This is a genomic window from Streptomyces sp. NBC_01618, assembly GCF_045209435.1.
Taxonomy (GTDB): Bacteria; Actinomycetota; Actinomycetes; order Streptomycetales; family Streptomycetaceae; genus Streptomyces.
The window spans coordinates 507,921-522,797 of sequence record NZ_CP109297.1 but is presented as its reverse complement, the minus strand read 5'-3'; the positions used below and the strand labels follow the sequence as shown (position 1 = coordinate 522,797).

Here is a 14,877-nt window from a genome sequence, read left to right as displayed (position 1 = left end):
GGTTTGCTGAGCTGAAGTGAGTTTTAGTGAGCAGGAGTGGGTCCTGTCGGCGGCTTCATGGGGTGGGAACGGGGGTTCTGGGGCCGTATGGGTGACCTTGGCGGCTGGTGCTCGTTGGGCTGGGTAGCGGGTGTCCGGTCTCGTGGGAGGGGGTGTTGTGGTGGGTGGTGTACGGGAGTTGGCGGCGCCGTTCGTGGTGTCCGGGCCTTGCGGGGTGGCGGTCCGGGACCGTCTCAAGCACCTCATGCCCCAGGACGAGAAGGTTCTGCGTGCGGTCGGTGAGCATCAGGGGCGTCTGGCTTCCCGCGACCTCAGGGCCCGTTGTGCGGATGGGCTGGAGCACGGCGCGGAGACCTGGGCTTCGCGCAAGCGGGACCTGACCGCACAGTCGTCGTCGCGGATCGCCGGTGCGATCACCAAAGCCACACACGATCAGTGGGCGCTCGCCCGGCGCTGTCAGGCGGCGCACATCCGGAATCTGGAAGCCGGGATCAGGACACTGCGGTACCGCCTGTCCCTCCCGATCGGGCAGAAGGGCACGAAGCAGGCCGCGGGCGGTTACCGCTCCCAGGGTGAGTGGTTCCACAAGTCCCGCCGTCTCGCGGCGTTGGAAGCGCGGCATGCTACCGCGGTCCGTGACCGGCAGGCCGGACGCGTCCGGGTCGTGCGGGGCGGTAAACGCCTCCTCAACACCCGCCACCACCTCACCCAGGCCCGGCTGACCGAGGAGCAGTGGCGGGAACGCTGGGAGGCGGAGCGCTGGTTCATCGCCGCCGACGGCGAGTCGGGGAAGCGGTTCGGGAACGAAACAATCCGTGTCACCCCGGACGGCGAGGTCAGCATCAAACTGCCCGCCCCGCTCGCGCACCTGGCCAACGCCAAGCACGGCCGGTACACCCTCACCTCGACCGTGGCGTTCGCGCACCGCGGCGTGGAGTGGGCCGACCGCATCACCGCGAACCGGTCCGTCGCCTACCGCATCCACCGCGCCGTGGACCGTGGCCGCTGGTACCTCACCGCGTCCTGGCAACGCCCCGTCGTGAAGACCATCCCGCTGGAGACGGCCCGGGCCCGGGGCTTGGTCGGCGTCGACACCAACGCCGACCACTTCGCCGCCTACCACCTTGACCCACACGGCAACCCCATCGGCAACCCGCACCACTTCCCCTACGACCTCTCCGGCACCACCGCTCACCGCGACGCCCAGATCCGCCACGCCCTGACCCGCCTGCTCCACTGGGCCAAGCAGGCCGGTGTTACCGCGATCGCCATCGAAGACCTCGACTTCACGACCGAGAAGACTCGCGAGAAGCACGGCCGCAGGAAACGGTTCCGGCAGCTCATCTCCGGCATTCCGACCGGGAAGCTCAAGGCCCGGCTGGTCTCCATGGCCGCCGAACACGGCCTGAGTATCGTCGCGGTCGACCCCGCCTACACCTCGATGTGGGGTGCCCAGCACTGGCAGAAACCACTGGCCACCCCGCACCGCAGAATGTCCCGTCACGATGCCGCCGGCATCGCGATCGGACGACGCGCCCTCGGACACCCGGTCCGGCGTCGGACGGCACCGCCCCCACACGACCGGAGTGATCGTGCGGGGCATCGGACCGCCCAGGCCAGACCAGGTATCCGAGGGCGTGACGGAACCCGCCCACCCGCAACGGACCACGCCCCTGGAGGCGTGCCGCCGAACGGGACGCGAAAGCGGGGACCGAGTGCATCTAACACCGTTCGGGATGCGCCCAGTACACATCAGTGGGTCCAGGACCCACTCATGCGCACTGGCTAGGAACGGTACGGCAAGGCGCTGATGCGCAGGTTCCTGGCCGTCCTGCGGGCCAAGGGAGTGGAGGCCGTGCACCTGTCCATGCTCACGGCCAACACCCCTGCCAGGACCTTCTACGACCGGCTCGGTTTCGTTGAGCTCCAGGTACCGGACCCCGAGCCGCTCACCTACCTGGGGCACACGACCGAAGCGGACCTGTAGCGGACCGTTGCCATCGGCGGGGAGAGGCCCCGTGTCCCGGCCATGCGCGGAAGTCTTCGCGTCACATGCGTCGGACGGGCCGCGCAGGGGGGTGCCGCGAGGGTTCGCTGGGCAGGTACTGGTGTGCGGCCCGGAAGACGGGGCGCAGTGGCCGCCGGCGAGGTACGTGTGACGTGAGGGAGCAGACCGTGTGGCAGTTCTCCGACGATCGTGGACAGTTGTCGACCGCTGGGCGGCGCCCGACGCGGGTGCTCGCCTATGTCCAGGCCGGAGCGACCCTGTGGGACCACGGGATACGCCCGAGCGCGATATTCGGCTCCGATCATGACGATCGCACCGTGCCGGACCCGGCGAAGACCGGATCGTTGTCGTTGACCGAGGTCCGCTACCTCGGCGCGGGCAGCACCCTGGACGTGGACACGCTGCTGGGCGGTGACCCGGATCTTGTGGTGGCCGTCAGCTACGGCGGCGGGCAGGTCTACGGGCTCGCCCCGGAGACCGCCAAGCATCTGGAGGAGCACGTCCCGGTCGTCGCCATCGACGTCGGCCAGGCACGTACCCTCGCGGAGATCGGCGACCGGTTCGCACAACTGGCCCGATCGCTCGGCGCCGGGCGAGCCACGACGGCGACCAGGGACCTGGACGCCGCCCGGGAGCGGCTGCGCATGCTCTCCGCCGGACCCGACCGGCCCCGGGTGGTCGCCCTCTCCCCGGCCGGGGACGACCGGACGCATCTCGCCCGCCCCCGCATGTGGCCCGAACTGCGCGTGCTGGCCGAACTCGGCGTCGACCTCGTGGAACCGGCGGACGGGCCCGGCGCGAACTGGTCCACGGTCGGCTGGGCGGAGGCCGCGGTGCTGCGCCCCGCCGTCGTGCTCGCCGACATCCGGTCCAACGCCACCCCCCTCGACGAACTCCGGAGATACGCGGAGTGGGCGGCGATCGAGCGCGCCGCCCACGTACTGCCCTGGAACCCGGAGCCGGTCTGCAGCCCGCAGGCCCACGCACGATTCCTGACACTCGTGGCCGACGCGCTGGAGGCCGCCGCCCACCCGCGATGAGGTGCGCGGCCCCAGGGCGTCGCCGCTCTCGCCCGCCCGCGTGTGCCGATGCCCCGTACGGACGTCAGCGATCGCGCCGGGCGTCCCGGTTCGCGAGGCTGGCCAGGAGCGCCCCGAGCCGACCCCGCACGTCCCCAGGAGCAGGCATGCAGCAGGACAAGCACCCGCCCTACCGTCCCGTGGTCTTCCGCGACCGTTCGGCGGGCTACGCCTTTCTGACCCGGTCCACCGCGTCGAGCGAGCAGACGATCGACTGGGACGACGGGAACAGCTACCCCGTCATCGACGTGGAGATCTCCGCGGAGAGCCACCCGTTCTTCACCGGGAAGGCCCGTGTGGTCGACTCCGAAGGACAGGTGGCCAAGTTCGAGCGGCGGTACGGGGAGGAGGGGCGCAAGGACGCCTCCTGATCCGCGTACGGACCCGAACCCGACCCGCGTACGGAGTTGAACCCGATCGCGTACGGAGTTGAACCCGGCCCCGTACGGACGAAGTCCCCCGGCCCCCCCACAGGGCCGGGGGACTTCGTCCGTCACGCCCTTGATACCGTCCGGCCGTCGTGACCTGCCCACAACATCCGGGCCCGGGACCAGGACACCCTCGTCACCGCACTCCAGGAGACCCCACCCTCATGCTCGACAGACTCGACCTGCTGGTCATCGGCGAATGCGTCGCCGACATCGTCCGGCTGCCGGGTGCGGCCGATCAGGTCCACCCGGGAGGCAGCCCGGCCAACGTAGCGTACGGCCTGGCCAGGCTCGGGTACGGCACCTCCCTGCTCACCCAGCTCGGCCCGGACGACAACGGACGGCTGATCAGGGACCACCTGGCCGCTGCCGGGGTCGAGGTCCGCACGGACGGTGCAACGGCGCCCACCCCGTCCGCCGCCGTGACCCTGGACGACGGCGGCCGGGCCGCATACACCTTCGACATCACCTGGACGCTCGCCCCGGTGACCCCGGACCGGCCGCCGCACCATGTCCACACCGGATCCCTCGCGACGGTGATGGCACCCGGTGCGGCCACCGTCCTCGCCGCCGTCGAGTCGCTGCGGGCGGCCGCGACCGTCAGCTACGACCCCAATGTGCGACCCGAACTGATGGGGGACCACGACGCGGCCGTCCGCCAGGTGGAGCGCTGCGTCGCATTCAGCGACGTGGTCAAGGCCAGCGACGAGGACCTGGAATGGCTCTACCCGGGCCGGGACGCGCGGGAGGTCGCCGAGCGGTGGCTCGCCAGTGGCCCGGCCCTCGTCCTCGTCACCCGGGGACGCGACGGTGCCCTCGCCGTCCTCCGCGGCGGGCAGGTGACGATCGACGCGCTGCCCGCCGACGTGGTCGACACGGTGGGGGCGGGCGACGCCTTCATGTCGGGCACCCTGCACGCCCTCGCCGCGCACGGACTGCTCGGCGCGGCCGGCCGTGAACGGCTGCGTTCGCTGGACCGGGCCACCGTGACCGAGGTCCTGCGCCACGCCGCGGCCTGTGCCGCCGTGACCGTCGCACGGGCCGGCGCCAACCCGCCGGACGAGGGGGAGTTGAAGGCGGCCCTCGCCCGGAGCTGAACACGACGGTGCAGCAGGGCCTGCTCCGAGCTCACCGGAGTCCGGGCACCGCCGGACGCGGCGTGCGGTCGCCGTCGAGGAACTCGACGACGGCGAGAGCGAACAGCGCGCACAGCGCGATGCACACGGTGACCAGGCCGGTCGGCCGGTTCCACACCACCAGGACCGCGGCGGCCACCACGACCACCGTCCAGTTCAGCCAGGCCCTGGCCCGGTGCACCCACCTGCCGACCGGGCCGCCGCTGACACCCGCCGCGTCCCGTACCGCACGGATGCCGCCGCTCCACATGGCGTCGACGCGAGTGGCGGCGTGGCCGGCCCCGGTGAGCCACGCGGCGAGCGCCACCACGATGCCGAGCGTGATCACCATCCGGACCAGGGTGCGCGCCGGGCCGGCCAGGGCGTCGAAGACGGAACCGGCCGCCGGCTGCGACACCTCGGGCGGGAGAGTGTCGAGGTAGAACGCGCGGCCCAGCCACATGGCCACCGCGAGCACCGCGGCACCCGCCGCGACCGCGAGCGCCGTCGTGACCAGGGCGCGACGGCGGCGCGCCGCGAACAGCACCCCGCCCGCGGCCAGGACCAGCGTGACCGGCGGCAGCCAGAAGCCGATGATCTGCAGGGCCCGGAACCCCTTCTGGGCCTTGCCGACCGCGTCGGAGGTGAGCACGGTGAAGTCGGTATGGATCTCGGGAATCTTCGCGGCGATCGTCAGTCCCCGGTCGACGAGGCGTTGTTTCACCCGGTCGATCACGGGCGCCAGGTCGATGGTGACGGTGTCGTTCGTGAGCTTCACCGCCCCGTTGCCGCTGCCGGTCAGTGCCTTCAGCGCCGCGGACTGGGCGGCCCGGTTGAGATCGGTCCAGAGCGTCGCGAAGGCATCGCTCGTGACGAACTTCTCCACGGTTGCGTGGACGAAGCCCGTGACTCCCGCGGTGAGGGGGCCGCTCAGGCGCGTGAGCGCCTTGTCGACCACCGGCCGGTCCGTGGGGGCGACATCGGCCAATAACGCCTTCACGTCGAGGTGCTTCATGACGGCGCCGGTGACGCGGTCGGACACCGCGGCCTGCACATCGGGATCGGAGGCGAGGGGCGCCATCATCGCCACATAGTTGTCCGTGTCGCCGATCTGGTTCTTCGCCCACGTGGACACGATGCTCAGCGGTGTGAGGACGGCCGCGACGAGGATGAGCAGCGCGGCGAGGAACGAACGGGCCCGCAGCCGGTGCCGCGCCGGGGCATGGGCCTCCAGCGCCGTCACCCGGGCACGCAGCGCCTCCAGTTCCGTAGGTTCCTTGCGCGCGTCGGGGGATTCCGAGGGGTTGTCGTCCGCTTCCATGACCCAAGGGGATCCCTCACCGGTGCGAACAGCGCGGTGGACTGCTGCGAACGGGTGAACGCGCGTACCGGACGCGCCGCGCGGACGGTCCACCCGGCCCATCGGTGACCCGTTCGGCCCATTGAGCGCATCCTCGCCGGGGCTACTGCCGTTCGACAACCGGTAGGCGTGATCGATTACGGCGGAGGGGGCGGAACATGGGGCGGGCGGACATGGGTGTCGCGGTGACGGGAATGGGGCTGGTGACGCCGGCCGGCGCGGACGAGCACACCTTCTGGGCGGGACTGTGCGCCGGCGTGTCCGTGGCCCGGCGCTGCGACGAACTGGCGGGACTGCCCGTCGACTTCGCCTGTCCGGTGGACGGGATCGATCTGGACGAGGCCGTTGGCGGCCGCGCGGTGTGGCGGATGGCGCGGTTCGTGAAGATGGCGCTGGTCGCCGCCCGGCAGGCGGTGGCGGACGCCGGGCTGGCACCGGAGCGGTGGGACGGCGGCCGGGTCGGCGTGGTGCTGGGTGTCGGTGTGGGCGGGGTGTCCGCGCTCGTCGACAATGTGCGCAAACTGGACGACCAGGGGCCGGGTGCGGTGTCACCGCTCCTGGTCCCGTTGATGATGCCCAACGCGGCCGCCGGGGAGGTGGCCATCGCGTTGCGGGCGTACGGTCCGAGCCTGGCACCGGCCACGGCGTGCGCGTCCGGAGCGACCGCGATCGCTGTGGCCCGCGACCTGTTGACGAGCGGCCGGTGCGATGTGGTGGTGGCGGGCGGCGCGGAAGCCGTACTGACTCCGCTGGTGGTGAGCGCCTTCGCTGGCATGGGCGCGCTCTCCCGGCGCAGCGGCGATCCGGCCGGGGCATCGCGGCCGTTCGCCGCGGACCGGGACGGATTCGTGATCGGTGAGGGTGCCGCCGCGCTCGTGCTGGAGCGGACACCCGCCGTGTACGCCCGCGGCGGGCGGCCGCGCGCCCTGCTGACCGGTGCGGGCTCCGGCACCGACGCCCATCACCCCACGGCCCCGGCCCCGGACGGAGCCGGGCCGCGCAGGGCCGTGGAGGCCGCGCTGCACGAGGCGGGCTGGGCGGCCCACGAGATCGATCACATCAATGCGCACGGCACGTCGACGCCGCTGAACGACGCGATGGAGACGGAGCTCATCGCGGACCTGTTCCCGCACCGGCCGTCGGTGACGGCGCCCAAGGGCGTGCTCGGGCACACCCTCGCGGCGGGCGGGGCGATCGAGGCGGTGGCCACCGTACTGACCCTGGAGCAGGGCCTCGTCCCGCCGATCGCCAACCTGGACTCGCTGCCGGACGGGTTCGACCTCGACTGTGTGGTCAAGGAGCCCCGCCCGCAGTACGTCGAGCGGGCGCTCAGCCACTCCTTCGCCTTCGGCGGGCACAACGTCGCGCTCGCCTTCCAGCGCGTCGACCCGGACGGTCCGCGGCCCACGGCCCCCGGTGTCCTCGCCGTCGGCTGAGTCGTTCTTGTCGCATGACCGCAATGATCGACGGCCCCTCCACCGAGCCGTCCACGGACCTCCTCACCGCTGTGCTCCTCGGCGACAACTACCGCCGGGAGCACGGCTTCTGGCAGCGGCTGATCAGCACGGAGCCGTTCCGCCGCCCGGAGCGCCGCACCCCCGGTGAGCGCCTGGGTCTCACGTACGAGCGGCTGCGCGTCCTCAACGACTGCCTCGACAGCGGCGCCCGGCTCGCCGCCGACCCACGCGCCCTCGCGGCCCTGCACGAATGGCTCGGGCCGGTCGACCCGGCACTCGCCACGGTGGCGGGCATCCACTACAACCTCTTTCTCGGCACACTCCTCGACCACGAGGGCGACACCCGGCGCGATCTGTCGGACTTCCTCCGGCTGCGCAGCATCGGCACCTTTCTCTGTACGGAGGTGGCGCACGGCAACGATGTGGCGGCCGTCGAGACCGTGGCCGCCTACGACCGCGCACGCGACGGCTTCGTGCTCCACACCCCGCACGCGGGCGCCCAGAAGTTCATGCCCAACACCAGTCCGGCGGGCGGCCCCAAGACGGGGCTCGTGGCCGCCCGGCTGCTCGTCGACGGCACCGATCAGGGGGTCTTCCTCTTTCTCGTACCGCTCACCGATGCCGTACGGGCCCTGCCCGGTATTCGGGTCCGCAGGCTTCCCGCACGCATGGGGAGCCCGGTGGACCACTGCCTGACCTCCTTCGACCAGGTCTTTGTGCGGCGCGACGCGCTGCTCGGCGGGGACCACGGACGGATCGGCGACGACGGCGGGTTCAGCAGCACCGTCGGCAACCGGAGGCATCGGCTCCGGGTGTCGATCGGGCGCGTCACCTCCGGGAAGCTCTCGATGAGCGCGTGCGCGGTCGGCTCCGCGCGCGCGACACTCGCCGTCGCCGTCCGCTACGGCGGCCACCGGTACATCTCCGGGCCGCGCGGCTCGCGGCCGGTCCCGGTGATCGCCCACCGCAGCCACCACGGCCCACTCGCCGTGGCCATGGCGACCGTGTTCGCGATGAGCCTGCTGCACCGCCGGGCCCTGGACCGCTGGGAGCGGCGGGAGGACGGCTCGGGTGCGGGCCCGGAGGAGGCGGAGCGGCTGGTCGCCGTGGCCAAGGGGTGGATCACCTGGCGGGCCAGGTCCGTGATCGTCGAATGCCGTGAACGGTGCGGCGCCCAGGCGCTCCTGGAGAACAACGGCATGAGCGAACTCCTCACCGGAGTGGAGGGCGCCATCACCGCCGAGGGCGACAACCTGGCCATCTATGCCAAGGCGGCCGCGGAAATGCTCTTCGCCACCGAACCCGCCGGGTGCGGAACCCGCTGTGACGGCGCATCCGGTGATCTCGCCGACCCCCGGTTCCTCGGCGGGCTCCTGGCGGCCCTGGAGGAGATCTGGTTCGGCCGGGCCAGGGAGCGGATGGGCCGCGCACCGCACGGCGATCCGCTGGGGCGGTGGAACGCCGCCGCCGGGCCCGCCCTGCGCGGCGTCGAGGCCCACGCCCACCGGCAGGCGGCCGAGGCGTACGCGGACGCGGTGGCCGGTCTGCCGGCCGGGCCCGCCCGCGAGCAACTGATCACACTGCAACGGCTGTTCGCGCTCGACTGGATCGCCCGGAACAGCGGTGACCTGCTGGCCGCAGGTCATCTGACGGACGATCAGGTCAACCGGCTGCCGGAGGCGGTGGATCAGCTCATCACCGCCGTCGCCCCTCGACTGCCCGCCCTCGTCGACTCCTTCGCACTGCCGCGCGATCTCCTCGCCGACTGGCCCATCGCGGGGGCCGATTACATCGACGCGTACGACGACCCGGCGGGTGCCTGGCAGCGGCACGGCGGCCCGATGACGGCTCAGGGACCGCGATGAGGGCCGTGACCAGGACCGGAACGGGGCCGAGGGCCCGACGGGTACGGGAGGCGGCCGGGGCCCTCGGCGTCCGGGTCGTGCTGCTCGCCATCTGGGGCACGGCGGCCGTCCTGGCCCGGTGGTGCGGACCCCCGCGGAAGGACGGTGCCGAATCGGTTCGCCACAAGGCGTAACTGGAGGCACGCCACCCAGTTGATCCGGCGTCGGGACCATGCCCCCACAGTCCCCGGCAGCCGTACCGAATGATGGAGAGGAAGCTCATGAGTGCGATTCATCCCAAGATCACCGAGGTGCTGACACACACCTTCAAAGTGCCCGCCGCCGAAATCCGCTCCGATTCCACGATGGACAGCCTGGAGATGGACTCCCTCGCCGTCGCGGAGTTCGCCGTCCTCATCAGGGAGACGGCGGGCGGCGACGGGGACTTCGACAAGCTCCCCAAGGACGCCACCCTCGCCGACATCACGCGGTTCATCGAGGCGACAGCGGGCGGCGGGGCGCCGGTGGGCGGCTCGGCACCGATGAGCAACGCCCGATGAACAAGCCCGCCATCGCCGTCACCGGCCTGGGAATGATCACCCCGGTCGGCAACGACACCGAATCCACCTGGAAAGGCGTGTGCGCCGGAGTCTCGCCGGTGCGTACCGTCGCGGCACTCGAAGGGTGCGCGATCGATTTCGCCTGCACCGTCGACGGCATCGATCTGGACGCCGAGATCGGCGGCCGCACGTCCTTCCGGATGGGGAGGTACGTCAAGTTCGCCGTCCTCGCCGCCCGGGAGGCGGTCGCCGACGCCGGACTCGACCCGGCGCGGTGGGACGGCAGCAGGGTCGCGGTGGTCGTCGGCACCAGCAGCGGCGGCTCCGCCTCACTGACCGAGCAGGCCGTCGTACTCGACCGGCTCGGACCGGACGCCATCTCGCCGTCGGGCATCCTGCTCACCATCCCGAACATGCCCGCGGCCGAGATCGCGATCCAGCTGCGGGCCACCGGTCCCAGCATGGCACCGTGCACCGCGTGTTCGTCCGGTGTCACCGCCCTGTCCGTCGCCCGCGACCTCCTGATCACCGGGCAGTGCGACATCGCGATCGCCGGAGCCACCGAGTCGATCGTCTACCCGGCCGCCATGGCCGGGTTCGCCCGGTCCGGAGCCGCGGCCCGGGCGCACGGCGATCCGGCCAGGCGCTGCCGGCCCTTCGCGGCCGACCGGGCCGGGCTGGTCATGGGCGAGGGCGCCGCCGTCATGGTCCTGGAACGGGCGGCCGACGCCACGGCCCGGGGCGCCGGAACCCGGGCACTGCTCGCGGGCACCGGCGCCACCACCGACGCACACCACCCCACCAGTCCGCACCCGTCGGGCGCGGTCGCCCAGGCGGCGGTCGAGGCCGCGCTGCGCGACGCGGGCTGGGCGGCCGAGGACGTCGAGCACATCAACGCGCACGGCACGGCGACGCCCATCAACGACGCCACCGAGGCCGCCCTCATCGGCCGGGTCTACCCGCACCGGCCGCCCGTCACCGCTCCGAAGGGCGTACTGGGGCACTGCATGGGGGCGGCCGGAGCGATCGAGGCCGGACTGACCGTCCTCACCCTCCAGCGCGGAGTCGTACCGCCGATCGCCAACCTGGACGCCCCGGCACCCGAGTTCGACATCAACTGCGTCACCAAGGAACCGCTGCGGCTGCCTGTCCGGCGCGCCGTCAGCCACTCCTTCGGCTTCGGCGGACACAACGCCGTGATCGCCCTTCGGCGTCCGTAGGCATCAGGCAGGTGGTGCGACGGGGAGCACAGCCCGGCGTGCCACCGGCCACACCGCCCATGAGCTGTGCAGACGCGCGTAATCGCTTGCCTGGGCCAGTCGAACTCCACGTAGGGGACAACGCCGGCGGACGCGCGGCGCGCCTCCGAAGCGACCGCGCGAGGGGACGGTGTACGGAAGGTGCGCGGCGGGGTCCCATGGGCTTGCGGCGTCCCACCGAAGTGACCAACGAGGAACTCGTCGCCGACGTCCACCAGCTGCGGGCGCGGGTCGCTCCGGACCGCCCCGCCGGGCGGCCTTCGGTGCGCTACCTGGCCGGAGCCCTGACGGCGAGAGAGCGAGCCCCGGCATGCCACGGGCCCGCCCCTCACTCGCGCTCTCGGTGCGGCTGTCCGCCGCTCTGCGCGGGGTCAGTGGCGGCGCCCTCGGCCGTACTCGCCGCCCATGCCCTTGTCTCCGATGTCTGCGCCCCCGACGCTCTTGTCGTCCGCGTAGTCGATCTGTTCCTTGCGGAGTTCGGCGGAGACCTCCTTCTGCTCGGTCACCTTCTTGGTCTCCATGCGCACCCGCTCGACCGGCACCGTCTCCTTGCGGGTGGTGGCGCGCTCGGCGTGCAGGGTCACCTCGACGTCCTGCTCGCGGATGTCCGTGGGCCCCGTCGCCCTGTCGCCGGGCCGCAGCGGTTCACGGATGACCCGTACCTCTTCGTGCATCACCGGCACCGTCCGGGTCACGTTCTCGGTGACGACGTACTTGTGCAGGCGTGCCTTGCCGCTCTCGTACTCCTCGGTGCCGACGTGCAGTTGCTCCTCGCAGCGGATCAACTCCTCCTTGCCGCCGAGGTTCGCGGCGGACCGCTCGGCACCCGCGCCGGCGCCGACGAGAGGCCGGGCCGTGCCGGCCGTCCCGGTGTCGCGGTGCCTGCCCGGCCCCGTACCGGTTCCCGCGCCGGCCATGCCGGTCGTGCCCGACGTGGTGGTGCGGGAGGTGTCCGTACCGGAGGCGGAGGTGCCGGCCGCGCCCATGGCTCCGGTTCCGGCGGCTCCCGCCGCGGCCGTGGTGCCGGTCCCGGACGTCGTGGTGCCCGACGGCCCGCCGAGCCGGGCGGTGGTGTTCCTGGCGAGGCCGTAATGGTGGTAGAGCTCCTCCTCCTCCGCCACGGACAGATGCGCGTCCGCGTCCACCCTGGGGGCTTCCTTGACGCGGTCCTTCGGATGCGTAATGTGCAGGTCGGAGCCCACGCGACGGGCCCCGGCGAGCGGCACGAAACTCTCCTTCATGCCGAACAGGCCGGTTTTCACCGTGATCCAGTCCGGGCGGCCGGTGTTGTCGTCGACGTACACCCGGCCCACACTGCCGATCTTCTCGCCCGCGGTGTCGTACACCGTCAGGCCGTCGAGCTCTCCGGAATCCGTGAAACCCTCAGCGGCTCCCATGGCCGATCCCTCCTCGCCCGGGCGCGTCCTGTGGCTGGATCCATCAGGGGAGGCGCGTCCGATTTCCATCGCGCCTCACCCGGATGGACGCTGCAACCTCCCCGGCTGCGCAGCCCGGCCGTCACATGTGCGGGGCTTGGGCGGTGGTCGCCCGTCACGCCGGTGCGGACGCCACCGTTCCGTTAGGCCAATCGGGTGAGGCGTGAAGGGTGTGCGCCCTGTGCGTGAACTCCTGACCGCGCGAAGAACGCACGCGCGCCGGCGGTACGTCTTCGCGCCGGCGCCACCGCTGTGACTGGGTGACCGACGCCTATGCCCATGACGGCGTGCGGGCCGACGCCGCGGTGCTGGACCGGCTGATCGCCATGGCCCGGAATGAAGCCTGACGGTCCGCACCGGGGCAGGGCACCGCCCGGGGGCGCCCTGCCCGGCGCATATGATCGACCGGCTCGGGGCCCGTCCCGCCATGATCCGCCGGACAACCCTGGTGCCGACCGTCGTCCTGCCGTGCCACCGGGGGTGCCCCATCAGTTCCGTACGTATCCGGCTGCCCCAACAGCGTGGCGAACTGTTGACCCGGCGCGAGGACGGTGAAGACATGCACCACCTGGTATGGCGGCTGGGACCCGGGTGGCGGGTGTGCAGCAGCGCCGTGCTCGGCGGCGGCATCGGCCCGCGTGACTGGATCCTCAACGCCCAGGTGCCCGGCGGCTATCCGCGCATGGACCCCGACCGCCACCTCGCCCTGATCGCCGCCGCGGAACACCTCACGGGACCCGGCGCCGGACTGATGACGGCCGCCGATGTCACCGCGTACACGGTCGCCGACGACGAAGGCGTCATGGCCACAGCCACCTGCGGACTCGGTGTACGCGGCTGGGCCGCGACCCCCGCCGAAGGCACCGGCGGCCCGCCCCGGCCGGGCACGGTCAACATCGTCGTCACACTCCCCGTGCCGCTCTCCGACGCCGCACTCGTCAACGCCGTCGCCACGGCCACCGAGGCCAAGGTCCAGGCACTCCTCGACGCGGGTCTCGACTGCTCGGGCACCCCCACCGACGCCGTCTGTGTCGCCGCCCCCTCCCCGGGACCCGACCCCGGCGAACCCTTCGCGGGACCGCGTTCGCGCTGGGGAGCGCGACTCGCCAGGGCCGTGCACGCTGCCGTGCTCGACGGTGCGCTGCGGCAATCCTGAGAACCCACCGCGCCGTGAGCCGACCGGGCGCGGCCGACCAAGGGAGTCCCTCATGTCCTCAAGCGCTGCCGACGTCACCCCGCAGCGGCCGACCGTCGCCGTCCTCGGAACCGGGATCATGGGATCCGGCATGGCCCGGAGCCTGCTGCGGGCCGGACTCGACGTCCGGGCCTGGAACCGGACACGGGCCAAGGCGGCCCCGCTCGCCGCCGACGGCGCCACGGTCACGGAGACGGCGGACGAAGCAGTGCGCGGCGCCGACGTCATCCTCACCATGCTCAACGACGGCCCCTCCGTCGCCGCCGCGCTCGCCGCCGCGGCGCCGGGGCTCCACACCGACCAGGTGCTGCTCCAGAGCTCGACCGTCGGGTTCGAGGCCACCGCCGATCTCGCCCGGCGCGCCGCGGACCTGGGTCTTGTCTACCTCGACGCGCCGGTCTCCGGCACCAAACAGCCCGCGGAACAGGGCGCGTTGACGGTGTTCGTCTCCGGCCCCAGCACCGTCCGGGCGACGGTGGACCCCGTGCTGGAAGCGATCGGGCAGCGCACGGTCTGGGTCGCCGAGGTCCCCGGCGCGGCGTCGCGGCTGAAACTCGTGGTCAACACCTGGGTGATCAACCTGGTCAACAACATCGCGGAATGCCTCAACCTCGCCGAGGGCCTGGAGATCGACCCGCAGACGTTCCTCGATGCCATGAAGGGCGGCCAGCTGGACTCCCCGTACCTCCAGGGCAAGTCCGCAGCCGTCCTCTCCGGCGACCTCACTCCCAGCTTCACCCTGACCATGGCGCTCAAGGACGCCCGTCTCATCCTGGACGCGGCGGAGAAGTCGGGCGTGCGCCTGGACCTGGTCGCCGCTTCGGCCGAGCGATTCACGCGCGCCGAGGCGGCAGGACACGGCGCCGAGGACATGATCGCCACCTACTACGCGGGCCGCGCCCCGGAGCAGGACAGCGACTGAGCCCGTCGGCAGGTCCGGGTGCCGGAGCGATCCGTTCCGGCACCGCAGGGCCCCCGCGAGGCCGTCGGACCACCCGCATCTCGTGCCGGACCACTGCGTCGAACAAGTCGACGGAAGGTAGCCAGGAGACCGCCGGTGGCCGTCGGACCACCCGCATCTCGTGCCGGACCACTGCGTCGAACAAGTCGACGGAAGTTAGCCAGGAGACCGCCGG

11 protein-coding genes and 2 pseudogenes are annotated in these 14,877 nt (G+C 72.2%); 11 read left to right on the top strand and 2 right to left on the bottom strand.

Translation table 11 applies throughout. From position 1 onward, the window contains the following. The first annotated feature begins 160 nt into the window (after positions 1-160). The 5 genes and pseudogenes from OH735_RS02380 to OH735_RS02360 all read left to right on the top strand — a co-directional run bounded on the left by OH735_RS02380 (position 161) and on the right by OH735_RS02360 (position 4,612). Complete coding sequence (locus OH735_RS02380) at positions 161-1,789, top strand: IS200/IS605 family accessory protein TnpB-related protein (protein WP_406379006.1); 1,629 nt, start codon at positions 161-163, stop codon at positions 1,787-1,789. Positions 1,790-1,795: 6 nt separating this feature from the next. After that, positions 1,796-1,987 (top strand): annotated as a pseudogene (locus OH735_RS02375) (GNAT family N-acetyltransferase); the annotation flags it as partial. Between the two features lie 173 nt (positions 1,988-2,160). Next, a complete protein-coding gene (locus OH735_RS02370; protein ID WP_406379004.1) occupies positions 2,161-3,048 on the top strand; it encodes an ABC transporter substrate-binding protein in 888 nt (295 codons plus the stop codon). A gap of 146 nt (positions 3,049-3,194) precedes the next feature. Continuing rightward, positions 3,195-3,458, top strand: a complete 264-nt coding sequence (locus tag OH735_RS02365) for a type B 50S ribosomal protein L31 (protein ID WP_266744486.1) — start codon at positions 3,195-3,197, stop codon at positions 3,456-3,458. A 221-nt stretch (positions 3,459-3,679) separates the two neighbouring features. Next, complete coding sequence (locus OH735_RS02360; RefSeq protein WP_406379002.1) at positions 3,680-4,612, top strand: carbohydrate kinase; 933 nt, start codon at positions 3,680-3,682, stop codon at positions 4,610-4,612. 31 nt (positions 4,613-4,643) lie between these two features. Here OH735_RS02360 and OH735_RS02355 read toward each other — a convergent pair whose 3' ends face one another. Next, positions 4,644-5,951 carry a hypothetical protein gene (locus OH735_RS02355; protein WP_406379000.1) on the bottom strand — a complete coding sequence of 436 codons (1,308 nt, stop codon included), beginning with the start codon at positions 5,949-5,951 and terminating at the stop codon, positions 4,644-4,646. A gap of 197 nt (positions 5,952-6,148) precedes the next feature. Between OH735_RS02355 and OH735_RS02350 the strand changes: the two genes are divergently transcribed. The 4 genes and pseudogenes from OH735_RS02350 to OH735_RS02335 all read left to right on the top strand — a co-directional run bounded on the left by OH735_RS02350 (position 6,149) and on the right by OH735_RS02335 (position 11,071). After that, positions 6,149-7,426 (top strand): beta-ketoacyl-[acyl-carrier-protein] synthase family protein, encoded by a 1,278-nt coding sequence (locus OH735_RS02350; RefSeq protein ID WP_406378999.1) that lies wholly within the window; start codon positions 6,149-6,151, stop codon positions 7,424-7,426. 14 nt (positions 7,427-7,440) lie between these two features. Further along, positions 7,441-9,485 (top strand): annotated as a pseudogene (locus tag OH735_RS02345) (acyl-CoA dehydrogenase). 87 nt (positions 9,486-9,572) lie between these two features. Continuing rightward, positions 9,573-9,851: an acyl carrier protein gene (locus OH735_RS02340; RefSeq protein ID WP_406378997.1), complete on the top strand. Its 279-nt coding sequence runs from the start codon at positions 9,573-9,575 to the stop codon at positions 9,849-9,851. Further along, positions 9,848-11,071 carry a beta-ketoacyl-[acyl-carrier-protein] synthase family protein gene (locus OH735_RS02335; protein ID WP_406378996.1) on the top strand — a complete coding sequence of 408 codons (1,224 nt, stop codon included), beginning with the start codon at positions 9,848-9,850 and terminating at the stop codon, positions 11,069-11,071. The genes OH735_RS02340 and OH735_RS02335 overlap by 4 nt, the downstream gene beginning before the upstream one ends. 410 nt (positions 11,072-11,481) lie before the next feature. Here the strand turns inward: OH735_RS02335 and OH735_RS02330 are convergent, their stop codons facing one another. Beyond that, positions 11,482-12,507: a DUF2382 domain-containing protein gene (locus OH735_RS02330; RefSeq protein ID WP_406378993.1), complete on the bottom strand. Its 1,026-nt coding sequence runs from the start codon at positions 12,505-12,507 to the stop codon at positions 11,482-11,484. A 466-nt stretch (positions 12,508-12,973) separates the two neighbouring features. Here OH735_RS02330 and OH735_RS02325 point away from each other — a divergent pair, with 466 nt between their 5' ends. Continuing rightward, a complete protein-coding gene (locus OH735_RS02325; protein ID WP_406378991.1) occupies positions 12,974-13,702 on the top strand; it encodes an adenosylcobinamide amidohydrolase in 729 nt (242 codons plus the stop codon). A 52-nt stretch (positions 13,703-13,754) separates the two neighbouring features. Then, positions 13,755-14,663 carry an NAD(P)-dependent oxidoreductase gene (locus OH735_RS02320; protein ID WP_406378990.1) on the top strand — a complete coding sequence of 303 codons (909 nt, stop codon included), beginning with the start codon at positions 13,755-13,757 and terminating at the stop codon, positions 14,661-14,663. Positions 14,664-14,877: the final 214 nt, after the last annotated feature.

Coding starts and splice junctions, on each gene's coding strand:
- OH735_RS02365 (WP_266744486.1), top strand. CDS start 3,195: ATGCAGCAGGACAAGCACCCGCCCTACCGTCCCGTGGTCTTCCGCGAC.
- OH735_RS02360 (WP_406379002.1), top strand. CDS start 3,680: ATGCTCGACAGACTCGACCTGCTGGTCATCGGCGAATGCGTCGCCGAC.
- OH735_RS02355 (WP_406379000.1), bottom strand. CDS start 5,951: ATGGAAGCGGACGACAACCCCTCGGAATCCCCCGACGCGCGCAAGGAA.
- OH735_RS02350 (WP_406378999.1), top strand. CDS start 6,149: ATGGGGCGGGCGGACATGGGTGTCGCGGTGACGGGAATGGGGCTGGTG.
- OH735_RS02340 (WP_406378997.1), top strand. CDS start 9,573: ATGAGTGCGATTCATCCCAAGATCACCGAGGTGCTGACACACACCTTC.
- OH735_RS02335 (WP_406378996.1), top strand. CDS start 9,848: ATGAACAAGCCCGCCATCGCCGTCACCGGCCTGGGAATGATCACCCCG.
- OH735_RS02330 (WP_406378993.1), bottom strand. CDS start 12,507: ATGGGAGCCGCTGAGGGTTTCACGGATTCCGGAGAGCTCGACGGCCTG.
- OH735_RS02325 (WP_406378991.1), top strand. CDS start 12,974: ATGATCCGCCGGACAACCCTGGTGCCGACCGTCGTCCTGCCGTGCCAC.
- OH735_RS02320 (WP_406378990.1), top strand. CDS start 13,755: ATGTCCTCAAGCGCTGCCGACGTCACCCCGCAGCGGCCGACCGTCGCC.